Origin of the sequence: Embleya scabrispora DSM 41855, from assembly GCF_000372745.1 — a bacterium.
Taxonomy (GTDB): domain Bacteria; phylum Actinomycetota; class Actinomycetes; order Streptomycetales; family Streptomycetaceae; genus Embleya; species Embleya scabrispora.
Map to the genome: position 1 here is coordinate 310,790 of NZ_KB889675.1, position 22,954 is coordinate 333,743.

The 22,954-nt window shown below is 70.7% G+C and carries 18 protein-coding genes; 9 read left to right on the forward strand and 9 right to left on the reverse strand.

Annotated elements, in window-relative coordinates:
* Positions 1-64 precede the first annotated feature (64 nt).
* The 4 genes from A3IC_RS0126665 to A3IC_RS0126680 form a co-directional block, all read right to left on the reverse strand.
* Positions 65-865, reverse strand: coding sequence for an ABC transporter permease (locus A3IC_RS0126665; protein ID WP_020553126.1), 801 nt, complete (start codon positions 863-865; stop codon positions 65-67).
* On the reverse strand, positions 865-1,797 hold the full coding sequence (locus A3IC_RS0126670; protein ID WP_020553127.1) for an ABC transporter permease: 933 nt from the start codon (positions 1,795-1,797) through the stop codon (positions 865-867). The genes A3IC_RS0126665 and A3IC_RS0126670 overlap by 1 nt, the downstream gene beginning before the upstream one ends.
* Positions 1,794-2,945, reverse strand: a complete 1,152-nt coding sequence (locus tag A3IC_RS0126675; protein ID WP_020553128.1) for an ABC transporter ATP-binding protein — start codon at positions 2,943-2,945, stop codon at positions 1,794-1,796. The genes A3IC_RS0126670 and A3IC_RS0126675 overlap by 4 nt, the downstream gene beginning before the upstream one ends.
* A gap of 95 nt (positions 2,946-3,040) precedes the next feature.
* Positions 3,041-4,543: a gamma-aminobutyraldehyde dehydrogenase gene (locus tag A3IC_RS0126680; RefSeq protein WP_040877175.1), complete on the reverse strand. Its 1,503-nt coding sequence runs from the start codon at positions 4,541-4,543 to the stop codon at positions 3,041-3,043.
* Positions 4,544-4,860: 317 nt separating this feature from the next.
* Between A3IC_RS0126680 and A3IC_RS0126685 the strand changes: the two genes are divergently transcribed.
* Positions 4,861-6,474, forward strand: a complete 1,614-nt coding sequence (locus tag A3IC_RS0126685) for a PucR family transcriptional regulator (protein ID WP_020553130.1) — start codon at positions 4,861-4,863, stop codon at positions 6,472-6,474.
* Positions 6,475-6,519: 45 nt separating this feature from the next.
* Here A3IC_RS0126685 and A3IC_RS56750 read toward each other — a convergent pair whose 3' ends face one another.
* Positions 6,520-8,349, reverse strand: coding sequence for a serine/threonine-protein kinase (locus A3IC_RS56750; protein ID WP_020553131.1), 1,830 nt, complete (start codon positions 8,347-8,349; stop codon positions 6,520-6,522).
* 252 nt (positions 8,350-8,601) lie between these two features.
* Between A3IC_RS56750 and A3IC_RS68960 the strand changes: the two genes are divergently transcribed.
* The gene (locus A3IC_RS68960) at positions 8,602-9,723 is read left to right on the forward strand and encodes an LPXTG cell wall anchor domain-containing protein (RefSeq protein ID WP_020553132.1); all 1,122 of its coding nucleotides are present in this window, start codon (positions 8,602-8,604) and stop codon (positions 9,721-9,723) included.
* A gap of 116 nt (positions 9,724-9,839) precedes the next feature.
* Here the strand turns inward: A3IC_RS68960 and A3IC_RS0126700 are convergent, their stop codons facing one another.
* Positions 9,840-11,072, reverse strand: a complete 1,233-nt coding sequence (locus A3IC_RS0126700; RefSeq protein ID WP_052173799.1) for a geranylgeranyl reductase family protein — start codon at positions 11,070-11,072, stop codon at positions 9,840-9,842.
* A gap of 105 nt (positions 11,073-11,177) precedes the next feature.
* On the opposite strand from A3IC_RS0126700, the gene A3IC_RS56755 reads away from it, so the two are divergent.
* Positions 11,178-12,377 (forward strand): cation:proton antiporter, encoded by a 1,200-nt coding sequence (locus A3IC_RS56755; RefSeq protein WP_020553134.1) that lies wholly within the window; start codon positions 11,178-11,180, stop codon positions 12,375-12,377.
* Between the two features lie 48 nt (positions 12,378-12,425).
* On the opposite strand, the gene A3IC_RS0126710 is transcribed toward A3IC_RS56755, so the two are convergent.
* The gene (locus A3IC_RS0126710) at positions 12,426-13,643 is read right to left on the reverse strand and encodes a polyamine ABC transporter substrate-binding protein (RefSeq protein ID WP_020553135.1); all 1,218 of its coding nucleotides are present in this window, start codon (positions 13,641-13,643) and stop codon (positions 12,426-12,428) included.
* A 194-nt stretch (positions 13,644-13,837) separates the two neighbouring features.
* Entirely contained in the window at positions 13,838-15,268 is a 1,431-nt protein-coding gene (locus tag A3IC_RS0126715; protein WP_020553136.1) for a gamma-aminobutyraldehyde dehydrogenase, read from the reverse strand.
* A 186-nt stretch (positions 15,269-15,454) separates the two neighbouring features.
* Between A3IC_RS0126715 and A3IC_RS0126720 the strand changes: the two genes are divergently transcribed.
* From A3IC_RS0126720 to A3IC_RS0126735, 4 genes are all read left to right on the forward strand, one after another.
* The gene (locus A3IC_RS0126720; RefSeq protein ID WP_052173800.1) at positions 15,455-15,946 is read left to right on the forward strand and encodes an Lrp/AsnC family transcriptional regulator; all 492 of its coding nucleotides are present in this window, start codon (positions 15,455-15,457) and stop codon (positions 15,944-15,946) included.
* Positions 15,943-17,328: an aspartate aminotransferase family protein gene (locus tag A3IC_RS0126725; RefSeq protein WP_020553138.1), complete on the forward strand. Its 1,386-nt coding sequence runs from the start codon at positions 15,943-15,945 to the stop codon at positions 17,326-17,328. The genes A3IC_RS0126720 and A3IC_RS0126725 overlap by 4 nt, the downstream gene beginning before the upstream one ends.
* Positions 17,329-17,519: 191 nt before the next feature.
* Positions 17,520-18,176: a pyridoxamine 5'-phosphate oxidase family protein gene (locus tag A3IC_RS0126730; protein WP_026218780.1), complete on the forward strand. Its 657-nt coding sequence runs from the start codon at positions 17,520-17,522 to the stop codon at positions 18,174-18,176.
* Entirely contained in the window at positions 18,173-19,552 is a 1,380-nt protein-coding gene (locus A3IC_RS0126735) for an NAD(P)/FAD-dependent oxidoreductase (RefSeq protein WP_040877176.1), read from the forward strand. The genes A3IC_RS0126730 and A3IC_RS0126735 overlap by 4 nt, the downstream gene beginning before the upstream one ends.
* 57 nt (positions 19,553-19,609) lie before the next feature.
* On the opposite strand, the gene A3IC_RS56760 is transcribed toward A3IC_RS0126735, so the two are convergent.
* Positions 19,610-20,410, reverse strand: a complete 801-nt coding sequence (locus A3IC_RS56760; RefSeq protein WP_020553141.1) for a tyrosine-protein phosphatase — start codon at positions 20,408-20,410, stop codon at positions 19,610-19,612.
* Positions 20,411-20,589: 179 nt separating this feature from the next.
* On the opposite strand from A3IC_RS56760, the gene A3IC_RS0126745 reads away from it, so the two are divergent.
* Both A3IC_RS0126745 and A3IC_RS0126750 read left to right on the forward strand, forming a co-directional pair.
* Positions 20,590-21,342 (forward strand): ABC transporter ATP-binding protein, encoded by a 753-nt coding sequence (locus tag A3IC_RS0126745; protein WP_020553142.1) that lies wholly within the window; start codon positions 20,590-20,592, stop codon positions 21,340-21,342.
* A 28-nt stretch (positions 21,343-21,370) separates the two neighbouring features.
* Positions 21,371-22,600: an FtsX-like permease family protein gene (locus A3IC_RS0126750; RefSeq protein ID WP_158696112.1), complete on the forward strand. Its 1,230-nt coding sequence runs from the start codon at positions 21,371-21,373 to the stop codon at positions 22,598-22,600.
* Positions 22,601-22,954 lie beyond the last annotated feature (354 nt).

A 22,954-nucleotide genomic window follows, 5' to 3' on the forward strand; every position in this document is an offset into this window, starting at 1 on the left:
TCGGCCCCGGCGGTTTCACCGCATAGCTACAGATCTGGGATTGATCATCATCCAACGGGCGAAACTACGCCCGCTGTTTGGCTCGCCGCGAGGCGCGGATCTGCCCGATCATCACGATCAGCACGGCGATCACGAACATCGCCGAGCCGATCACGTTGATCTGCGGGGGCGTGCCGCGCTGGGCCGCGCCGTACACGAACATCGGGAAGGTGACCGTGTTGCCCGAGGTGAAGTTCGTGATCACGAAGTCGTCGAAGCTCAGCGCGAAGGCGAGCATCGCGCCGGCCCCGATGCCGGGCGCGGCGAGCGGCAGGGTGACCCGCAGGAACACCTGGGTGGGTGACGCGTACAGGTCCTGCGCGGCCTCTTCGAGCTTGGGGTCCATGCCCAGGACGCGGGCCTTGACGGCGACCACGACGAAGCTCAGGCAGAACATGATGTGCGCGATCAGGATCGTCACGAAGCCGGTGTTGATCCGCATGTTCAGGAACAGCGTGCCGAGCGAGGCGCCCATCACCACCTCGGGCATGGACATCGGCAGGAACAGCAGCGTGTTGATCGCGCCGCGGGCCCGGAACCGGTAGCGGCCGAGCGCGAACGCGATCGCGGTGCCCAGCGCGGTGGCGACCAGGGTGGACAGGACCGCGATCTTCATGCTGACCGCGACCGAGTCGCAGATGCCCGCGACCCCGCACGGCTGCTCCCACGCATCCAGCGTGAAGCCGTTCCAGGTGTAGTTGAAGCGCCCGTTCGGGTCGTTGAACGAGAACATCAGCACGACGATGTTGGGCAGCGTCATGTAGCCGAGCGCGAGCAGACCGAACAGCACGATGACGTTGCGACGCAACCAGTTGACGACGGCCATCAGACCAGGTCCTCCGTCCCCGCCTTGCGGATGTACGCCGTCACCATGAGCACGATCAACAACATCAGGATGAACGACAGTGCGGCGGCGGTCGGGTAGTCCAGCACCCGCAGGAACTGGGTCTGGATCACGTTGCCCGCCATGCCGGTGTCCGGCGAGCCGAGCCACTGCGCGTTGACGTAGTCGCCGGACGCCGGGATGAAGGTGAGCAGCGTGCCGGAGACCACGCCCGGCAGCGACAGCGGGAAGGTGACCTTGGCGAAGGTTGTCCGCGGCGACGCGTACAGGTCGCCGGCGGCTTCGTGCAGACGCGGATCGATCCGCTCCAGGCACGCGTACAGCGGCAGCACCATGAACGGCAGGAAGTTGTAGGTCAGACCGCAGATCACCGCGAGCGGCGTGGCCAACACCCGGTCGTCCTGGGTCAGCCCGAGGAACGCCGTGACGTTGGTGAAGTGCAGCTTGTTGAGCACGTCCACGACGATCCCGTTGTCCGCCAGGATCGTCTTCCAGGCCAGCGTACGGACCAGGAAGCTGGTGAAGAACGGCGCGATCACCAGCACCAGCCACATGCCGCGCCACTTGCCGGCCTTGAACGCGATCGCGTAGGCGAGCGGGTAGCCGATCACCAGGCACATCACGGTGGCCGCGGCCGCGTACCCGAACGAGCGCAGGAACTGCGGGTAGTACTGGTCGAGCGCGTCCCAGTAGGTGGCCCAGTGCCAGGTGAGGTCGTAGCCCTTGGTCAGGTTGCCGGTCTGCAGCGAGGTCGAGCCCTGGACCACCATCGGGATCGCGAAGAAGACCACCAGCCACAGCAGGCCGGGCGCCAGCAGCGCGTACGGCACCCATCTGCCACGCCGCTTGGGCTCGGTGACCTTGGTGTCCGCACCTCCCGTCGTACCCGCGCCGAGGGTGCCGAGCGCGCTCACGCGGCGTCCTCGCTCGCCTCGGCGATGCCCGCGGTCAGGTCGCCCGACTCCAGGCCGAAACCGTGTGTCGGGTTCCAGTGCAGGATCACCGTCGCCCCGGGCACCAGGCGCGGGTCGCGCTCCATGTTCTGTTCGAACACGGTGAACTCCTGGCCCCACGGCATCCGCACCACGTACTGCGTGGAGACGCCGATGAACGCCGCGTCCACGATCACGCCGCCGTCGAGGCGGTTGCGGTTGTCCGCGATCTTCGCGTCCGCCGCGTAGGTGATGGTGATCTTCTCCGGTCGGATGCCCATCACCAGGTGGTCGCCGTCGGCGGCCGAGCGCGCGGCGGGCAGCGCCAGCCGGTTGCCCTGCGCGTCCAACAGCAGATCGCCGTCGGCGCGCCCGGTCACCTTGGCCTCGACCAGGTTGGACTGGCCCAGGAAGTTGGCCACGAACGTGGTGCGCGGCGCCTCGTACAACTCGACCGGTGAGCCGAGTTGCTCTATTCGGCCGCCGTTCATCACGGCGATCGTGTCGGCCATCGTCATGGCCTCTTCCTGGTCGTGCGTCACATGCACGAACGTGATGCCCACATCGGTCTGGATGCGCTTGAGTTCGAGCTGCATCTGCCGGCGCAGCTTGAGGTCGAGCGCGCCCAGCGGCTCGTCCAGGAGCAGTACCTGCGGCGTGTTGATCAGCGCCCGGGCCACCGCGACCCGCTGCTGCTGACCGCCGGAGAGCTGGGTCGGCTTGCGCTTGGCCAGGTGCCCGAGCTCGACCAGGTCGAGCATGTCCTGGACCTGCTTGCGGGTGTCCTTGACGCCGCGCCGCCTGAGGCCGAAGCCGACGTTGTCGGCCACGCTCAGGTGCGGGAAGAGCGCGTAGTTCTGGAACACCGTGTTCACCGGGCGCTTGTACGGCGGAAGGCCCGTGACGTCGCGGTCGCCGATGCTGACGCTGCCGGTCGAGGGCTGCTCCAGTCCGGCGATCATCCGCAGCGTCGTGGTCTTGCCGCAGCCCGAGGCACCGAGGAGGGCGAAGAACGATCCTGCGGGGATCGTCAGGTCCATGGGTCGGACGGCCGTGAAGTCGCCGTAGTGCTTGCTCAGGCCCGCCAAGGAGACGTCGCCGGAGGCGCCGGCCCGCTGCTGCTCAGTCATGATTCCTCTCGCCGCGTCGCGGGCCCCCGAACCCGCTCGCCGGCCGCAAGGGCGGCCGAGAACTCGCGCTCTCGGCCGCCCGTTCGATGGGGTGGTTACCGGGCTCCGAAGATCGTCCGGTGCCAGTCCTTGCGGGCGATTCCCGTGCCGTCGTACATCACGTGCTTGAGCTGGGTGTACTCGTCGAAGGAGTACTGCGACATGTCCTTGCCGAAGCCGGACGCCTTGTAGCCGCCGTGCGGCATGTCGCTGATGATCGGGATGTGGTCGTTGACCCACACGCAGCCGGCCTGGATCTCCCTCGTGGCGCGCAGCGAGCGGAAGATGTCCCGTGTCCAGGCGGAGGCGGCCAGGCCGTACGGGGTGTCGTTGGCGAGCCGGATGCCCTCCTCGTCGCTGTCGAAGGGCAGCACGACCAGGACCGGGCCGAAGATCTCGTCCTGCACGATCTCGCTGTCCTGGGCCACACCGGTAACCAGCGTCGGACGGTAGAAGGCGCCCTTGGCCAACTCGCCGCCGGGGATCTCGCCGCCGGTCACGATGGTCGCGCCGTAGCCGCGGGCGCGCTCGACGAAGCCGGCCACCGACTCCTGCTGGCGGCGCGAGACGAGCGGGCCCAGGTCGGTCGACGGGTCCATCGTGTCGCCCAGACGCACACCGTCGTACAGTTCCGCGACGCCCGCCACGAACGCGTCGTAGAGCGGGCGCTGCACGTAGGCGCGGGTCGCGGCGGTGCAGTCCTGGCCCGAGTTGATCAGCGAGGCGGCGACCGCGCCGTTGATCGCGGCGTCCAAGTCGGCGTCGTCGAAGACCACGAACGGGGCCTTTCCGCCGAGTTCGAGGTGCAGTCGCTTGACGGTCTGCAGCGCCACCTCGCCGACCCGCTTGCCGACCCCGGTGGAGCCGGTGAACGAGACCATCGACACGTCCGCGTGGCCCATCAGGTATTCGCCGACGGTGCGGCCCTTGCCGGTGATCACGTTGACCACGCCGTCGGGGATACCCGCGTCGGCACACGCCTGGGCGAACATCAGCGAGGTCAGCGGGGTGATCTCGGCGGGCTTGAGCACGATGGTGTTGCCCGCGGCGATCGCCGGGAGGATCTTCCACGCCGCCATCTGGAGCGGATAGTTCCACGGCGCGATCGAGCCGACCACGCCGATCGCCTCGCGGCGCACCATCGAGGTGGAGCCTGCCGAGTACTCGCCGGCCGCCTTGCCCTCCAGGTTGCGCGCCGCACCCGCGAAGAACGCGGTGTTGTCGATCGTGCCCGGCACGTCGAACTCGGTGCTGAGCCGGATCGGCTTGCCCGCCTGCGCGGTCTCGACCCGGGCGAACTCCTCGGCCCGCTCCTCCAACAGCACCGCCAGCCGGTTCAGTGCGGTCGCCCGCTCGCCGGGGGTGGCCCGCGACCACTGCGGGAAGGCGCTCTTGGCGGCGGCTACCGCCGCGTCGACGTCTGCGGTGCCCGCGAGGGTGAGCGTCTCGACCGTCTCGCCGGTCGCCGGGTTGGTGACGTCGAAGGTCTCTCCGGACGAGCCCTGCCGCAGTTGTCCCCCGACGAACTGATGACCTTTGCCGAAGTCCTGCACAGGCATGGGAGCCCTCCAAGAGGTTTTCGATGAGCCGACGGGGCTGCGGTGCGGTGGTTATGCGCGTGAGCCGCGTCAGCCTAGGACGATGCCGTTTCGACACGGGGTGCCGCAACAGGCACATCGACAGGTAGGACGATGTGGGCTTTACAGGTCGCCAATCGCCCGGTCGAACCCCGGGTCGCGGGTCGAACCGGACGACGACCTGTCACCATGGAAGCGTCGCCCGCCGAGCCGTTTACAGATTGCTCGCGAATTCCCGCTTCCTTCGGGAACCAACCGCCGTCGCGGTCGGGCCGTTGTCTGCTCGCGGAGGTTTTCGGATGTTCCCCACGGTCGCCGACGTACTGGCCCTCGACATCGTCCAGCGCGGCCGCCCACAGGTGGTCGCGGGTGAACGCGGCCTGGCCCGGCCGGTGCGCTGGGTGCACATCAGCGAGCTGCCGGATGTGACCCGACTGCTCAAGGGTGGCGAATTGGTGATGGCCACCGGCATCGCGCTCCCCGAGGAGCGCGAGGGCCTGCAACGCTACATCCGCGATCTCGCCGAGGTGGACGCGGCCGGGCTCGTGGTCGAACTGGGCCGACGCTACACCGAGCAATTGCCGCGGGCGCTGGTCGCGGCGGCCGAGCAGGTCGGTCTGCCGGTGATCACGCTGCGCAACGAGACCCGGTTCATCGGCATCACCGAGGCCGTGCACGGGCTGATCATCGACGCCCAGTTGGCCGAGTTGCAGGCATCCGAGGCGGTGCACCAGGCGTTCAACGAGCTTGCCGTCGAGGGCGCCGAACCCGCCGAGATCGTCCGGCAGGCGTCCCGGATGGCCGGGCGCCCGGTGATCCTGGAGAACCTGGCGCATCAGGTACTCGCCTACGACGCGGCCGGCATAGTGGCGGAGACCCTGCTGGAGAACTGGGAGGACCGCTCCCGGCAGCTACGGCTGTCCACCCGGACCGCCTTCGACGAGCGCACCGGGTGGCTGGTGACCACGGTGGGCGCGCGCGGCCACGACTGGGGCCGGCTGGTGCTGGTCGGCGACGGCGCGCCGCCGCCCGCGCAGCAGACCATGCTCCTGGAGCGGGCCGCGTCCACCCTCGCGCTGAACCGGCTGGTGGTACGCGACCGGGAGAGCCTGGAGCGGCAGACCCACCGCACGCTGCTGTCCGGAATTCTGACCCACTCCTACACGGTGGCCGAGGTGACGCTGCGGGCTCGCGCCCTCGGTGTCCCGTTGGAGGGTCGACGCCTGGTCGGCGTGGTGCTGCGGCTGCGCCGCAGCGTGACCCCGGCCGCGTTGGAATCGCAGGCCCGGCTGCGCGACTTCACCGAGATCGCCGCCGCGGCGGTCCGCGAGCGCCGGCTGGCCGCGCTGGTCGGCGGGCTGGACGACGAGAACGTCGGGCTGCTTGTCGCGCTCGCCTCGCAGGACACCGAGGACGGCGCGCTGGAGGGTTTCTCCGCCGCCATCCGCCGCCTCGCCCCGGACCTCGCGGACGACATCGTGGTCGCGGTCGGCTCCTCGGTGGGCGCGGCGCGCGACGCCCGCCGCTCGCTCCTGGAGGCCACCCAGGTCGCGGACGCCGCACTGCACCAGGGTGGCAAGGCCGCCTTCTACCGGCTGCCCGACGTGCGGCTGCGCGGACTGCTGCACCTGCTGCGCGACGACGCGCGGTTGCAGACCTACGTCGAGCGCGAGCTCGGGCCGCTGCTCGCCTACGACGCGCAGCAGGGCACCCAGTTGATCGCGATGCTCCAGGTCTATCTGGACCACGGCCGGAACAAGTCCGCGGCGGCCGACGCCGCGCACCTGTCCCGCCCGTCCTTCTACGAGCGGCTGCACCGGATCGAGCGGATCCTGGGCGTCGACCTGGACCAGGTGGAGAGTTGTCTGTCGCTGCACGTGGCGCTGCTCGGCCTGGAGGCGCTCCGTCGCTGAGGACCGCGGCGCCCGGGCCGCGTGCTCGGGCGCCGAACCGCGTGCTCAGGCACCGGGGCGGCTGCCCGCGAGGGTGAAGGCGGTGACCGCGAGCCCGTGCAGTGCCGCGTCGCGCGTCCATTGCCGCTCGGTACTGAACACGTCGACCTCGATATAGATGCCATTGACGATCACCGCGGCCAGCATGGCGTGCCGGGCGGCTCCCGACTCGGTCCAGGTGTATTCCCAGACCACGCCCTTTCGGCCCAGAACGGCGCGTTCCTCGAAGGCCACTTTTCGATAGTCGCGAAAAACCCGCGGCGCGTTCTGTTCGTCGTCGCGCCACTGTTCCAACAAGTCCGTGGTCTGTTGGAACGCGGTACGCCCGGTCAACACGCTCGTGCCGGCCGGATCGGTGTAGACCACGCTCTGATCCTGCTCCTTGCGGGTCCACCCCTGCGGGACCTGCCAGGTGAAGGTGCTCTCGTCCGCCGTGCGGACCGGGATCGGCGGGGTCGCCGGGGATGCTCCCGGGTAGGGCGCGAGGCCCGCGATCGGGTTCGCCGCGGACGCGCCGCCCGTCCCGGAGGTGCTCGGCGGGGCGCCCGGACTGCTCCCGTTCCTGCCGTCGTCCCCGCCGGTCTTGCCGCCGCCGGGCGCGAGCAGCAGCGCCGCCACGACGGCGCCGGCCACCAGGAGCGTGACGAGCGGCAGCAGCACCGCCAGGAGCCGACGACGCGAGCGGGGTGGCCGGCGGGTGCGGGTCGGCATCGGGAAGGTCGGCGAGTGCGCGGGGCCGGCCGGGGTGCTCGGCCGTTGCTCCGGCGAGGGTGCGGCCGGCACCCGCGGCAACGGGTCGAGCGGGGCGCCGTCGTCGGGGGCGATCCGGGCGGGCGGGAGCAGGTCGCGCAGCGGCGGCTGGGGGTGCGCGGTCGGCGCCGGCGTCACGTCGTCGTTCGCCTCGTCCGGCCGGTGCTCGACCGGCTCGCGATCGGCCGGCCGATACTCCTCGGGGCCGCGCTCGTCGGTCCCGCGCCCGAGCACCCGGCCGAGTGTGGTGGGCGGGATCGGCCGGGTCACGTCACCCGCGTGCCGGCGGCCCTCGGCCGCGAGCAGCGCGTCCAGCCGCGCCTCCACCTCGGCCGAATCCGGGCGCCGAGCCGGGTCGCGCCGGAACAGGTCGCGGACCAGGGGTTCCAGCGGGCCGATCTCCGCGGGCACCTCGGGCTCGGCGATCACGATCGCGTGCATCGTGGCCACCGGGGTGGACCGACGAAACGGCGACGCGCCGGTGACCGCCGCGCACAACGTGACGCCCAGGGACCACAGGTCGGACGCGGGCCCCGGATGGTCGCTCTCGATCCGCTCGGGGGCCATGAACTCGGGCGAGCCCAAGATCGCCCCGGTGCCGGTCAGCCCGCTCGCGCCCTCCAGGGCGGCGATGCCGAAGTCGGTCAGCACGGCGTGTCCGTCCCGGGCGATCAGCACGTTGCCCGGCTTGACGTCGCGATGGATGACGCCGTGCGCGTGCACGACGCCGAGCGCGCGGGCGATCTGCACGGCCACCGCCGCGGCGGCGTGCGGTGTGAGCGGCCCGTCCTCCTCCAGAATGGTGTCCAGCGAACGCGCGTCGAGCAGTTCCATCACGATCCACAGCCGGTCGTCGTCCTCGACGTAGTCGTAGACGCGGACGACGTTGGGGTGATTGATCCGCGCGGTCGCCTGCGCCTCGCGCAGGCTGCGTTCGCGAAAGGACCGGGACGCGCTGCGCCCCCACCCGGTGGTGACCACCTTCGCCGCCACGGGCCGGTCCAGCACCCGATCCCGGGCCCGCCACACGGTGCCCATGCCGCCGCTGCCGAGCACATTCGCCAACTCGTATCGGGCTCCGACCACAAAACCCGCCCAACCCTCTCCAGGCCCGCCCGACATCGGCTTTCCCCCAGGTCCCGCCGCTTTTCAAGATCAGACCATTGCCACTTTCGTGGGATTACCTCTGAAAGGCCCTGCGAAAGCTTAGGACGGACATGGTAGAACGAATCGTCACACATAGCGGGAGGGGGATACCGCATGTTCACTCCGAAAAAGTTTCGATCAGAAAACGCCAAGCGAGCGGCCTTGATAATTTCTGTTCCGATCGGAATAGGAATGATTTTGAACGCCGGCCTGGCCGTCGCGGATACCGAGGGGAACGGGACCGCGCATCCATCCGGTGGCGGGCACACCCACACCCAAGGCCCCACCGGCACGCACGATCCGACCGGCGAGGTCACCACGAAACCGCCGACCGCGACCCATCGGCCGAGCGGCACGCCACCACCGACCACGGTGCGGCCCTCGACGACCAAGCCGGGGACGACGCCGCCACCGACCACGACGCGGCCCTCGACGACCAGGCCGGGGACGACGCCGCCGCCCACCACCACGCGGCCGAGCACACCACCACCGAGCACGTCCGCGTCGCCGACCGTGCCACCCACGGCCAGGCCGTTCGCGGTCACCACGTCGACCCAGATCAGCTTCGACGCCAACGGCCGGGGCTCGATCGCGTTCACCGTCACCAACAACACCGACCAGGCCCAGCCGGCCCGCGACGTGTACGCCCGCAGCACGGGCGCCCTCCGAATCCTCTCGGTGCCCGGGTGTTCGGCCGCGCCCGCGCTGAAGGCACCGGGACCGGCCTGGACGACCACCTTCAAGTGCGCGCCGGGTGCGCTCGGGCCGCACGAGACCAAACGCTGGTCGGCGGCGGTGGAATATCTGCCGGCCGCGCAACAACCGCGCGCGGCCCGCGCCGAGGTGCGGCTTCCGCTCGCGCCGGAGGCGGACATCTCCACGTTCTGCGTGCTCGTGGTGCCCGAGGGCGCCACGGACACCTCCGTGGTGCTGGGTGTGGCCGGGCCGTTGACCTTGATCAACCGGGCCAACAACAACGACCCGTCGTTCATCGGCTACACCGTCAATACGCCGGTACCGGGCGGCAGCACCGGCGGCGGCTCGACGGGCGGGGGAACCACCGGCGGCACGACGACCAGCGGCGGCGGCACGAGTGGCCCGACCACGGGCGGCATCACCGGCGGCGGGAGCACCGGTGGCACCGACCAGGCCACACCGCCGACTTCGCTGCCCAAGACCGGCTCCGACAACGACACGCTGCCGCTCGCGGGCGGCGCGCTCGGCCTGATGCTGGTGGGCAACGCGCTGTTCCAGGGCGCGCGTCTGCGGCGGATCCGTTCGGCCGAGGGCGACGACGAGCCGGAGCGGGACTGAGTTCGGCACGGATCGCCGCCGGCCCACACCCGGGCGGTGAGCGCATCGGGCCGTGAGCACACCGAACCGGACGGCCCCAAACCCGTGAACGGCGGGCCCGGGGCCGTCCGACGTCGTCAGTGCCCGGTCAACGCCAGCACCCGCCGGGCGGCGGGCCGCTCCAACAGATCGGCGAACGTGGTCCGCCCCTGGACCACCTTGCGGAACACCCGCCAGCCCTGCGGCAGCGTGCTCACCGCGTGGTGCAACATCCCGGGATGCCGCTCGAAGACACCGAGCAGGAGCCGCCCGGCGCGCATCTCGCGGCCCAGCACCGCGTCGATGTCCGCGTGATAGCCGGCGCCGATCTTCTCCACCTCGGCGTCGGTGGCCACCTCGGCCACCAGTGCGGCCCGCTCCCCCGCCAGCCGGCCCGAGCGCAACGCGTACGAGATGCCCTCGCGCGTCCACGGCTCCAGCAGTCCGGCCGCGTCCCCGGCGACCAGCACCCGGCCGCGCGAGAGCGGCGCGCTCTCCTTGCGGCATCGGGTCAGGTGGCCCGACTCGACGGCCGGCCGGAACCCGGCCAGACCGAGCCGGCCGATGAAGTCGCGCAGGTAGGTCCGGGTGGCCTCGCCCTCGCCTCGGGCGCAGATCACCCCGACGGTCAACGTGTCGCCCTTGGGGAAGACCCAGCCGTACGAGCCCGGCAGCGGCCCCCAGTCGAGCAGGATCCGGCCGCGCCAGTGCGCGGCGACCTCCGGCGGGACCGGAATCTCCGCCTCCAGACCCAGGTCGACCTGTTCGAAGGTGACCCCGACATGGGCCGAACTGCGCCCCGCGCTGCCGTCCGCGCCGACCACCGCGCGCGCCCGCAGCAGTTCCCCGCCGGCCAGGGTCAGCGTCACCAGGCCGTCCCGCTCGGCGATCCGCGAGACCGCGACGCCCTCGCGCAGCACCGCGCCCGCGGCCACCGCCGCCCGGGTCAGCGCCTCGTCGAAGCGCGCCCGGTCGACCAGGCCGATCAGCGTGGTCCGGGCCGAGCGCACTCGCCGACGACGGCCGCGCAGGGTGAATTCGACCTCGTGCACCAGGTCCTCGACCGGCGGCTCGAACCCGGGCGGAAGGGCACTCTTGGAGGGGCCGATGATGCCGCCGCCGCAGGTCTTGTAGCGCGGCAGTTCGGCCCGGTCCACGACCAGCACCCGGCGTCCCGCGCGCGCCGCGGCCAGGGCCGCGGACGCCCCGGCGGGGCCCGCTCCGATCACCACGACATCCCAGGTCACAGGCTCGGCACCGGGGTCGGTACCGGGAGCGGTGGGCAGTTCGACGGCGGGCACGGCGGCGGCCTGGGGAGAGCTGCTAGTCATGGCTGTCGACCCTAGTGCGTCCGTCCGGGCGGCTCTTCGCGGGAGGTCCGCCGCCGACCTGCGCGTCTGCCCGAATGGCCGCCGAATGCGCACTATGCTCCGCCGGTGTCCCACGACAGCGCGCCATTCCTGATCGTCCTGGCCCTGGCCTTCGCCGCGCCGCTGGTGGCCGATCTGCTCGGGCGCCGGATCCCGGTGCCCACGGTCGTGGTCGAACTCCTGCTCGGAGTCCTGGTCGGCCCGTCCGTGCTGGACCGGGTGCACGAGGGTGACGTGCTGAACTACATGGCCGACTTCGGGCTCGCGTTCCTGATGTTCCTGGCCGGCTTCGAGATCGAGCCGGCCCGGCTCAGCGGCCGACCGCTGCGCCGGGCCACACTGGGCTGGGCGTTGTCCCTGGTGGTCGGTCTGCTGCTCGGGCTGCTGCTGGTGTGGTCCGGCTCGACGATGTCCCGCCTGGTGGTCGGGCTCGCGCTGACCACCACCGCCCTCGGCACGCTGCTGCCGATCCTGCGCGACGCGGGTGCGCTGCCGACCCGGTTCGGCGCGCAGGTGATGGCGATCGGCACGCTCGGCGAGTTCGGCCCGATCGTGGCCGTGTCGCTGCTGCTGAGCGGGCGCAACGCGGACGCCTCCGCGATCGCCCTGACCTGCTTCGCGGCGGTGACCGTGGTGGTCTTCGCGTTCGCGCGCCGACCGTTGCCCGGTGTGCTGGACCGGGTGGTTCAGGCCACGCTGCACTCCAGCGGCCAACTGGCCATCCGACTGGCGGTGCTCGTGCTCGCGTTGTTGGTCTGGGCCGCGGACGAACTCGGCCTGGACGCCCTGCTCGGCGCGTTCGCCGCCGGGCTGGTCTTTCGGCTGCTGCTCTCCGACCTGCCCGCCGAGGCGCGCGAGACGGTCGCGGGCAAGCTGGACGGGATCGGCTTCGGGCTGTTCGTCCCGGTGTTCTTCGTGATCAGCGGCGTGCGCTTCGACGGCCGTGCGCTGTTCGCGGACCTCGGCACGTTCGCCCTGCTGCCGTTGTTCCTGGTGCTGTTGCCGGTGGTCCGCGGGGCGCCGACGTACCTGATGGAGCGCGGCTCACCGGCGGCCGTGCGGCGGGGCCTCGCCCTGTTCGCCTCGGCCGGCCTGCCGCTGATCGTGGTGATCACCGGCATCGGCGTGGAGGAGGGCGAACTGCGTGCGGGCACCGCCGCCGCGATGGTCGGCGCCGGGATGGTCTCGGTGCTGGTGTTCCCGCTGCTGGGCATGCGCGCCTACCGCGGTGCCGTCACCGTGGACCCGGCCCTGGCGGAGCGCTGAGCCCACCGGCCCCGCGGATCCCACTGTCGGCCGCTCACCGGCCGCGGCTCACAGGCCGATGATGTTCCCCCACGCCTTCTCCCAGCGCCGCTCCTCGTCCTCGGTGGTCTCGCGCATCCCGTGCAGCTTCGCGGTCATCTCGGCGTCCGGGAAGATCAGCGGGTTGGCCGCCGACTCGCGCATCTCCTGGTCCGAGGACTCGGCCAGCACCTGCTGCGCGGCCGGGACCGGACACACATACGCCACGTAGTTCGCCAGCTCGGCCGCGACCTCCGGGTCGTAGTAGAAGTCCATCAGCTTCTCGGCGTTGGTCTTGTGCGCGGCCTTGTTCGGCACCATCAGGTTCTCCGACCACAGTTCGGCGCCCTCCTCGGGCACCACGAACTCGATGTCGGGGTTGTCCAGCTTGAGCTGACCCACGTCGCCGGAGTACGCCTGGCAGGCCAGGATGTCGCCACTGGCCAGGCCCGAGGTGTAGTCGTTGCCGGTGAAGCTGCGGATGTGGTCCTTGTCCACCAGCTTCTGCATCCGCTCCATCACCTTGTCCACGTCCGCGTCCGTGAAGGTCTTGATGTCCGCGCCCTCGCCGAGCATCAGCAGCGCGACGGCCTCCATGAAGCCCGCGAACACGGTGACCCGGCCCTTGAGCTCGGGCCGCCACAGGTCGTTCACGGACCGGATCTCACGGCCCACCAGCTTCTTGTTGTAGGCGATGCCGGTCATCCCGCTCTGCCACGGCACGGTGTACTCGCGCTTCGGGTCGTACCCGGGGCTGCGCAGCGATTCGGCGAGGTTGGCGTCCACCTGCGGCAGGTTGGCCTTGTTCAGCTTCTGCACCCAGCCGAGTCGGACGAAGCGGGTGCACATCCAGTCCGAGATGACGATCGCGTCGCGTCCGGGCTCCTTGCCCGCCTGGATGGCCGGGTGGATCTTGCCGAAGAACTCGTCGTTGTCGTTGATCTCCTCCGAGTACCGGACCTTGATCCCGGTCTTGTCGGTGAAGGCGTCGAGCGTGGGGTGCTTCTGCTCGTCGTCCTCGTCGATGTCGATGTAGAGCGCCCAGTTCGAGAAGCGCACCACCTTCTCCTGCTCCGACCGGTCCCGACCGCCGCGCTCGCTCTCCCGGACGTACGCGGAGGGCACGCCACACGCGGCCAGGGCGCCGACGGCCGCCGCCGCACCGGTGCCGCGCAGGAACATCCGCCGGTCCACCCGGTGCCCGGCGATCCGCAACGGGGACTGGGCGCGAGTGCGGGCGCGGGTCATCGGCGACTCCTTGGCGAATGCGGGGGTGGGGCCTGCTCCGTGCGCGGGGGACCGCACTGTGGCGTACAAAATGGCCCATCGCATCGTGGCGTTCACCCGCCCCCGACGGCAACACGCACCCTGTCAACCCTCGCGAAGCGGAGTTGACAGGGTGCGTGCGGATCGTGCCGACGCCGCGACTGCGGCGGGGTGGATCAGGCGTCGTAGTTGGTCATCACGTGCTTGATCCGGGTGTAGTCCTCGAAGCCGTAGCCGGAGAGGTCCTTGCCGTAGCCGGAGTGCTTGAAGCCGCCGTGCGGCATCTCGGCGACCAGCGGGATGTGCGTGTTGATCCACACGCAGCCGAAGTCGAGCCGCTTGGCCATCCGCATCGCCCGGCCGTGGTCCTTGGTCCACACCGAGGAGGCGAGCGCGTACTGCACGCCGTTGGCGTTGCTCAGCGCCTCCGCCTCGTCCTCGAACGACTGCACGGTGATGACCGGGCCGAACACCTCGTTCTGGATGATCTCGTCGTCCTGCTTGAGCCCGGAGACCACGGTCGGGGCGTAGAAGAAGCCCTTGTCGCCGACCTGGTGCCCGCCGGTCTCGACCTTCGCGTGCGCCGGGAGGCGCTCGATGAAGCCGCTGACCTGCTTGAGCTGGTTGACGTTGTTGACCGGGCCGAAGTACGCGTCCTCCTGCGGACCCGTCGCGAGGTCGCCGGCGGCGGCGGCCAGCGCGGTGACGAACTCGTCACGGATCGAGGAGTGCACGAGCACCCGGGTCGCCGCGGTGCAGTCCTGGCCGGCGTTGAAGAAGCCGGCACCGGCGATGCCCTCGGCCGCGGCGGCGATGTCCGCGTCCTCGAAGACCACGACGGGCGCCTTGCCGCCGAGTTCGAGGTGCACCCGCTTGAGGTCCTTGGCCGCGCTCTCGGCGACCGACATGCCGGCGCGTACCGAACCGGTGATCGAGGCCATCGCCGCGGTCTTGTGCTCGACCATCAGGCGGCCGGTGTCGCGGTCGCCGCAGATCACGTTGAACACGCCGGCGGGCAGGATCTCGCCCATGATCTCGGCGAGCAGCACGGTGGACGCGGGGGTGGTGTCGGACGGCTTGAGCACCACGGTGTTGCCCGCGGCGATGGCCGGCGCGAACTTCCACACGGCCATCATCATCGGGTAGTTCCACGGCGCCACCTGGGCACACACGCCGACCGGCTCACGGCGCACCATGGAGGTGTGCCCCGCCATGTACTCGCCGGCCGACTTGCCTTCGAGCATGCGCGCGGCGCCCGCGAAGAAGCGGATCTGGTCCACCATCGGCGGGATTTCCTCGGACGCGGTGAGCGCGCGCGGCTTGCCGGTGTCGAGACACTCGGCGTCGATCAGCTCGTCGGCGCGCTTTTCCACCGCGTCGGCGATCCGCAGCAGCGCGAGCTGCCGCTCGGCGGGCGTCGTCTCGCTCCAGGTCTCGAACGCCGTGGCCGCCGCGCGCATCGCCGCGTCGACGTCCCGCTCGCGGGAGAGCGGGGACGTCGCGTAGACCTCGCCCGTCGCGGGGTCGACGATGTCGAGCGTGCCGCCGTCCGCGGCGTCGGTGAAGGTGCCGTCGATGTAGTTGCGCAGAGTACGCAGGTCGCTCATGTCCCAAGTCTCCTTCGAAAACGGGGCGGCACCGGCAGGACGGCGAGGGGGTCGATTCCGGGCCTGGGCCGCGCTCCCAGCCTAGCCGGATTGCTGTCGGTATCCGCATCCCCATCACGCACCAACAACTGAATCAGTTGTCTCGTTGAGCAAAGTCAACGGATTCCCTTGCGAAAGGCCCATCTGATGAGGCAGAGTGACTACGTGGCCGGTCGAGACAGAAACCCGAACGCTCCGGCCGATGCCGTGTCGAAGGCGATCATCGAGCAGCTCCAAGAGGACGGACGCCGCTCGTACGCCGCGATCGGCAAGGCGGTCGGTCTCTCGGAGGCCGCGGTGCGTCAACGCGTACAGCGCCTGCTCGACCAGGGCGTGATGCAGATCGTCGCGGTGACCGATCCGCTGACCGTCGGCTTCCACCGCCAGGCCATGGTCGGGGTTCGTGTCGAAGGAGACATCGATCCCGTAGCGGACATACTGGCCACGATGAAGGAAGTGGACTACGTCGTCATCACGGCTGGTTCGTTCGATCTCATCGTGGAACTCGTATGCGAGAACGACGACCACTTGCTCGACATCATCAACAAGAGGATTCGAGCGATTCCGGGCGTACGGAGCACCGAGAGCTTCGTCTACCTGAAGCTTCGGAAGCAGACCTACCAGTGGGGTACTCGATGACACAGCAGTACGACAACGCGGCACTCTCCAAGAGCGCCTACGACCACCTGTGGATGCACTTCACCCGCATGTCGTCGTACGAGAGCGCCCCCGTGCCGACCATCGTGCGCGGTGAAGGCAGCTACATCTGGGACACCAACGGGCGCAAGTACATCGACGGCCTCGCCGGCCTGTTCGTCGTACAGGCCGGTCACGGCCGCACCGAGCTGGCCGAGGTGGCCCGCAAGCAGGCCGAGCAGCTCGCCTTCTTCCCGGTGTGGAGCTACGCCCACCCCAAGGCCATCGAGCTGGCCGAGCGACTGGCGAACTACGCCCCGGGCGACCTGAACAAGGTCTTCTTCACCACCGGTGGCGGCGAGGCCGTCGAGTCCGCGTGGAAGCTGGCGAAGCACTACTTCAAGCTGACCGGCAAGCCGACCAAGCACAAGGTCATCTCCCGGGCCATCGCCTACCACGGCACCCCGCAGGGCGCGCTGTCGATCACCGGTCTGCCCGACTACAAGGCGCCGTACGAGCCGCTGGTGCCGAGCACCTTCCGGGTGCCGAACACCAACCAGTACCGCAAGCCGGAGTTCCTGGCCGACTCCTCGCCCGAGGGCTTCGGCCGCTGGGCCGCGGACCAGATCGAGGTGGCGATCCTCAACGAGGGCCCCGACACCGTCGCCGCGGTCTTCCTGGAGCCGGTGCAGAACGCCGGTGGCTGCTTCCCGCCGCCGCCCGGGTACTTCCAGCGGGTGCGCGAGATCTGCGACCAGTACGACGTGCTGCTCGTCTCGGACGAGGTCATCTGCGCGTTCGGCCGCCTCGGCACGATGTTCGCGTGTGACAAGTTCGACTACGTGCCGGACATCATCACCTGCGCCAAGGGCATGACCTCGGGCTACTCGCCGATCGGCGCGATGCTCGTGTCGGACCGCATCGCCGAGCCGTTCTACAACGGCAGCGACAACGTCTTCATGCACGGCTACACGTTCGGCGGGCACCCGGTGTCCTCCGCCGTGGCGCTGGCCAACCTCGACATCTTCGAGCGCGAGGGCCTGAACCAGCACGTGCTGGACAACGAGTCCAAGTTCCTGGCCACGCTGCAGAAGCTCCAGGACCTGCCGATCGTCGGCGACGTGCGCGGCAACGGGTACTTCTACGGCATCGAGATGGTCAAGGACAAGAGCACCAAGGAGACGTTCAACGAGGACGAGGCCGAGCGCCTGCTCCGCGGCTTCCTCTCCACCGCGCTCTACGACAACGGCCTGTACTGCCGCGCCGACGACCGCGGCGACCCGGTCATCCAGCTCTCCCCGCCGCTGGTCGCGGACCAGGGTGTGTTCGACGAGATCGAGCAGATCCTGCGCGGAGTGCTGACCGAGGCATGGACCAAGCTGTAGATCGAGCAGTAAACCCCGGCTATTCGACGAACCCTCAGTGAGTCTGCCGCCGTCGCGCACACGCCAGTGCGCGACGGCGGCAGACTCATATCCGGGGTGAAATCCCCCGAAGAGCCGAGAAATACCGACATCACGACATCGACTCGCCCGCGCTCCCACCCGCGTCGCGCTCGGATCACCGAAGAGGCCCGATGAGCCACCCCACACCAGGCTCCACTCCCCGCACCCGGATACGCCGCCTGCCCGACCACGCCGTGCCGGACCGAACCGCGCTGCACGCCGTGCTCGACGCCGGTCTGGTCGGACACCTCGCGATCACCGGCGAGGACGGTCAGCCGTTCGTCCTCCCGGTCGCCTACGCCCGGGACGGCGAACGCGTGCTGATCCACGGCTCGACCGGCAGCCGACTCTTCCGCGGCCTGGCCGCGGGCGCGCCGACCTGCCTGACCGTGACCCTGCTCGACGGCCTGGTGTTGGCCCGCTCGGCGTTCGAATCGTCCATGCACTACCGCAGCGCGATGGTGCTCGGCTCGTGCGTCGTGTTGCCCGAGGACGAGAAGGTCGCCGCGCTGGACCTGCTCACCGACCGGCTACTGCCCGGCCGTCGAGACGAGTTGCGCCCGCACCGGGCCAAGGAACTCGCCGCGACGCTGGTGCTCGCGCTGTCCCTGGACGAGGCGTCGGTGAAGATCTCGGCAGGCCCGCCGGACGACGAGGACGAGGACCTGGACACCCCGATCTGGGCCGGTGTGGTGCCCATCACCGAGCACTTCGGCGAGCCCGTGACCGCCCCCGATCTGCGCTTCGACCTGTCCGCACCCGACTACCTGAGGAAGTGGCGACGATGACCGCCGAATACCGCGACCTGTCGCTGTGGTTCGACACCCTCGGCGAGGACGTCACGCCACGACCGGCGCTCACGGGCGACCTGGACGTGGACGTGGCCATCGTCGGCGCCGGATACACCGGCCTGTGGACCGCCTATTACCTGGCCAAGGCCGACCCGTCGTTGCGGATCGTGGTCCTGGAGCGGGAGATCGCCGGATTCGGCGCCTCCGGCCGCAACGGCGGCTGGTGCTCGGCGCTGTTCCCCGCGTCGATCGCCAAGGTGGCCCGGAGCAGCACCCGCGAGCGGGCGATCGCCCAGCAGCGGGTGATGAACGCGACCGTGGACGAGGTCGGCCGGGTGGTCGCCGAGGAGGGCATCGACTGCGACTTCGCCAAGGGCGGCACCGTGGTCCTGGCCCGCACCCCGGTCCAGTTGGCCCGGGCCCGCCACCTGGTCGCGGACGAACACGCGTGGGGTTTCGACGAATCCGACGCCCGGCTGCTGGACGCCGCCGAGGCACACGCGATGGTCGGCGCCACCGACGTGCTCGGCGGCACCTACACCCCGCACTGCGCGGTCATCCACCCCGCCAAACTGGCCCGGGGCCTGGCCGCCGCGGTGACCCGTCTGGGCGTGACCATCCACGAGCGCACCCCCGTCACCGCGATCCGCGACGGCGCCGCGATCACCCCGCACGGCCGGGTCCGTGCCGACGTGGTGGTCCGGGCCACCGAGGGCTACACCCCCGAGCTGGCCGGCTTCCATCGCGAACTGGCCCCGGTGTACTCGCTGATGATCGCCACCGAGCCGCTGCCCGAGTCGTTCTGGGCCGAGGTGGGCCTGGCCCGCCGGGAGAGCTTCAGCGACATGCGGCACCTGATCATCTACGGCCAGCGCACCGCCGACGACCGGCTGGCCTTCGGCGGGCGCGGCGCGCCGTACCACTTCGGCTCCAGGGTGCGGCCCGAGTTCGACCGGGACGAGAACGTCTTCGCCGAACTGCGTCGGGTGATCGCCGAGTTGTTCCCGGCGGTCGCCGACGCCACGATCACCCACACGTGGGGCGGACCGCTGGGCGTGGCCCGCGACTGGTACGCGAGCTGCGGCCTGGACCGCGCCCGCGGGCTCGCCTGGGCCGGCGGCTACGTCGGCGACGGCGTGGGCACCGCGAACCTCGCGGGCCGCACCCTCGCCGACCTGATCCGCGACGAGTACACCGAGCTGACCCGGCTGCCCTGGGTCCGACACCGCTCGCCCAAGTGGGAGCCGGAGCCGCTGCGCTGGATCGGCACCAACGTCGGCCTGCGGGTGATGGCGGGCGCGGACGCCGAGGAGCAGCGCACCGGGAAGGAGTCCCGACTCGCGCAGGCGTTCGGCCGATTCCTGGGCCACTGAGCCCGGGCCGCGCGGCCCGGGCCACCGAGCCGCGCGGTGACCCGGTGACCGACCGGGTCACCGCCCCCGGATGGTGCGGCGCCATGCCTCCAGGTGCTCCGGCGCCGCGCCCGCCTTGAGCAGGAAGTCCGCCGCCGAGCCGTGCCGCTCGGCGAGCACGCGCAGGAACGTGTCGATGGAGGCGCGGGCCGCACCGCGCATCGCCGGGGCGACCGGATGGGCCGGATCGATCCGCGGCTGCCTGGGCAACCGGTCGATCCGCTCGAACATCTCCACCAGGTGCACCTCGGTCTCGGTGTAGTCGGCGATGATCGCCTCCCGCTCCACCCCCGCCACCGACAACAGCAGCGCGACCAGGATGCCGGTGCGATCCTTGCCCGCCGTACAGTGCACCAGCGCCGGCACCCCGCCGTCTCCGGCCAGGATCTCCAGCGAGCGCACGTACGACTCGCCGCCGCGCTCGGCCATCCGCATGTACAGCAGGCCCGCGCCGTGCTCGTCCACGCTGCCCAGGTCGATGTCGTCGTCCAACCCCAGGCCCTGGGTCTGGCCGGCCGAGATGTCGCCGACCGCGGCCCGATCGGCGGCCAGCGCCGAGCGCCGGCCCAGCAGCGGCAGTCGGTGGCGGGTCACCCCCGGCCACGGTTCGAGCGGCAGCCCCTCGCCCTCCGAACGCAGGTCCAGCACGTGACGCACGCGATAGACGTGGGCCAGCCGGTTTACCCCCTCGCGGGTCAGCAGGTCCGGGGTCTCACAGCGCATGAGTACGCCCGTTCGAGTGACTCCCCCGTCGATCAGCGGTAGGTCACCGACGTCGCGGGCATTGAGGAGATCCGGAAGATCGAGTCGGCGGTTCATGTGCACCCCGTTCGCAACGCGTTCGACACACCTGTTCGCCTCATCATGGTGCGCGCGAACTCCGGCCGCCGGCAGGGCTCCCCGAGTGAGGGGGTTTGTCGTCCCTGCCGCAACCAGGCGCCACGATGCTCGTTTGAGGAGACGGGTGGCAACGAACGTTTCTCTGCGGGAGGTGTGCCATGTCCCTGTCGTCCCGCGCGGCGAGATCCCATGAGCGGCGCGCCTTCGTCGCCGACGTACCCGCCTCCCCGCCCGACAACGACGTCCTGCGCGGTCGTGGGCTGACCCTGACCCAGGGGTCGGTCACCCTGCTGCGGAACGTCTCCGCGGCGGTTCGGGCCGAGGAGACATTCGCGATCACCGGTCCCCCCGGCGCCGGCAAGTCGGCGCTGCTCGCCTGTCTGTCCGGTGTGGTCGCCCCCGATTGTGGCGAGGTGTGGTTCAACAGCGGCCCGATGCACGTGCTCGACGAGAAGGCCCGGACCGCGCTGCGACGCCGGCACTTCGGGCTCGTCGACGGCCGTACCCGCCTGCTGCCCGAGTTGACCGTCGCGGAGAACGTCGCACTGCCGCTGCTGCTCGACCGGGTCCGCCGGCCCGACGCGTTCGCGATCGCCCGGCACTGGATGGAGCGGCTGGAGGTGACCGAGCACGCCGAATCCCGGCCGGCCGGTCTGAGTGCCGCGCTGATGCGCCGGGCGGCGGTCGCGCGGGCGCTGGTCACCCGGCCTGCGGTGGTGTTCGCGGACGAGCCCGCGTACGACCTGCCGGGCGCCGAGGTCGACCACCTGATGCGCATCCTGGTCTCCGCCGTGCGCTCGCACGGGATGACCCTGGTGCTGGCCACCGCCCGCCGACGGGTGGCCACGCACGCCGACCACTGGATGGCCCTGCGCGACGGTCGCCCCGACCCGCAAGCGGACGGGTGGTAGGCCCGTGTCCCCGTCCGGTCGGAGCACGGTGCGCGGCGCTTCGCGGGTCGACGCCCTGCGGGTGCTGGCCGGCGCGGCGGTCGCGAGTACGGCCACGATCGTGCTGTTGTGCCTGCTGGCCTGGGCGTTCCCGGTCGAACATCCCGGGCCGGCACTGATCGGACCGGTACTCGCGATGGTCCCGGTACTGAGCGCTGTGGCGGTGTTGGTCGCGATCGGCATTCGCCTGACGATCCGGGGCGGCTCGATCGGCCGGCCGGGCGCGCCGTCCCCGACCGACGAGGCGAACCGCCCGCGTCGGGACCTGGTCGTGTCCGAGGTCGCCGTCACCGCTGTGGCCGGCGCGTTCGCCGGTGTACAGGCGCATCTCGCGCTGCGCTCGCTCCCCGCTTCGACACCCCCCGCGGTCCGGCACCTGCTCGCGGTCGGCGCCTCGGCGCCCTGGCCGGCCGTGGCCGCCGTGCTCGCCGCGGTGCCCTCCGCGGCGGCGCTCGCCGCCTTCTACGCGACGAGTCGACCGCCGCCTCGGTTGCAACCCCGGATCCCGCCGTACCTCGGACCGCTGGTGATGCTCGCCGGACTGCTCGGCCAGTACCTGATCGCCGACCCGGGGCACACCGAGCGGTTGTCTCACGGTGCGGTTCCGGCGTCGGTGGCCGGCTACGGCACGGTGCTGACCGGAGCGGCCCTCACCGTGCCGTGGCTGTTGACCTGGCTGGGCTCGGGCTGGGCCTCCCGGGCGGGTCGGGTATGGACGCTGTGCGCGGCGCGCCGGATCGAGGCGAGCGCCGGCGGCTTGGCGCTGCCGCTGGGTCTGGCCACGATCGCGCTGGCGGTGGTCACCACCAGCACGATCGCGGGCGACCGCACATCGCCCGGAATGGCCGACGCCCCGCTGTTTCTGACCATGACGACGATGTCCTCGTGTGCGGCGGCGATGCTGTTCACGGTGGTCGTCGAGCACGCCCCCGCGCGCCGCGAGACCTCGCGCACGTTGCGCTCGATCGGCGCCGGCGAGCGGATGGATCGCCGAGCCACCCTGGCCGTCCTGGTGGTGCCGGTGCTGCTGTGCGTGGCGATCTCGGTCGGGGTCGGCGCGCTGACGGCCTGGCCGGCCCGCGGCAACGGGGATTCGTTTCCCACGGTGCCCACCCACGCGGCCCTGTTGGGCACGATATGGACACTGGGCCTGCTGGCGATCGCGGTGATCGCGGCGGCCGTGGTGACCCTGCGGGACGAACGACCGCACCGGGTCTGAAGCACGGCCGGATCGACACCCTCGCCCGGGCCGCGGGCCGGCACGATGCCCGGCGGACATGGGAAAGCACTTCGAGCCCGGCGCGGCGTCCCCTTCCGCGGCGGGCTCGAAGTGCTTATCGTCTCGGGGGCCACGCGACCCCGAGCCGTGCGCCGGATCGTGTCCCTTCGACCGGCGGCTTGGGCGTGCCACCGCCGAATCATTCGAACGGGGGGATCAAAGGATCCGACGGCTTGGCACTGAGATCAGTCTGCCCTGGGGCGCCTAAGGATCCGATAAGGATTCGTTACCCGTTCTATATCGCCGCGCCGCGCACCCGTGACCTGCCCGGGATGTCCCGCTTGCGGCGAAGCC

Bases quoted from the DNA above. Each gene is read 5' to 3' on its own strand.
- A3IC_RS0126730 (WP_026218780.1), top strand. From the start codon at position 17,520: ATGAGCCACCCCACACCAGGCTCCACTCCCCGCACCCGGATACGCCGC.
- A3IC_RS0126720 (WP_052173800.1), top strand. From the start codon at position 15,455: ATGAGGCAGAGTGACTACGTGGCCGGTCGAGACAGAAACCCGAACGCT.
- A3IC_RS0126675 (WP_020553128.1), bottom strand. From the start codon at position 2,945: ATGACTGAGCAGCAGCGGGCCGGCGCCTCCGGCGACGTCTCCTTGGCG.
- A3IC_RS0126710 (WP_020553135.1), bottom strand. From the start codon at position 13,643: ATGACCCGCGCCCGCACTCGCGCCCAGTCCCCGTTGCGGATCGCCGGG.
- A3IC_RS56760 (WP_020553141.1), bottom strand. From the start codon at position 20,410: ATGAACCGCCGACTCGATCTTCCGGATCTCCTCAATGCCCGCGACGTC.
- A3IC_RS0126685 (WP_020553130.1), top strand. From the start codon at position 4,861: ATGTTCCCCACGGTCGCCGACGTACTGGCCCTCGACATCGTCCAGCGC.
- A3IC_RS0126715 (WP_020553136.1), bottom strand. From the start codon at position 15,268: ATGAGCGACCTGCGTACTCTGCGCAACTACATCGACGGCACCTTCACC.
- A3IC_RS0126680 (WP_040877175.1), bottom strand. From the start codon at position 4,543: ATGCCTGTGCAGGACTTCGGCAAAGGTCATCAGTTCGTCGGGGGACAA.
- A3IC_RS0126745 (WP_020553142.1), top strand. From the start codon at position 20,590: ATGTCCCTGTCGTCCCGCGCGGCGAGATCCCATGAGCGGCGCGCCTTC.
- A3IC_RS68960 (WP_020553132.1), top strand. From the start codon at position 8,602: ATGATTTTGAACGCCGGCCTGGCCGTCGCGGATACCGAGGGGAACGGG.
- A3IC_RS0126725 (WP_020553138.1), top strand. From the start codon at position 15,943: ATGACACAGCAGTACGACAACGCGGCACTCTCCAAGAGCGCCTACGAC.
- A3IC_RS0126665 (WP_020553126.1), bottom strand. From the start codon at position 865: ATGGCCGTCGTCAACTGGTTGCGTCGCAACGTCATCGTGCTGTTCGGT.
- A3IC_RS0126700 (WP_052173799.1), bottom strand. From the start codon at position 11,072: ATGACTAGCAGCTCTCCCCAGGCCGCCGCCGTGCCCGCCGTCGAACTG.
- A3IC_RS0126735 (WP_040877176.1), top strand. From the start codon at position 18,173: ATGACCGCCGAATACCGCGACCTGTCGCTGTGGTTCGACACCCTCGGC.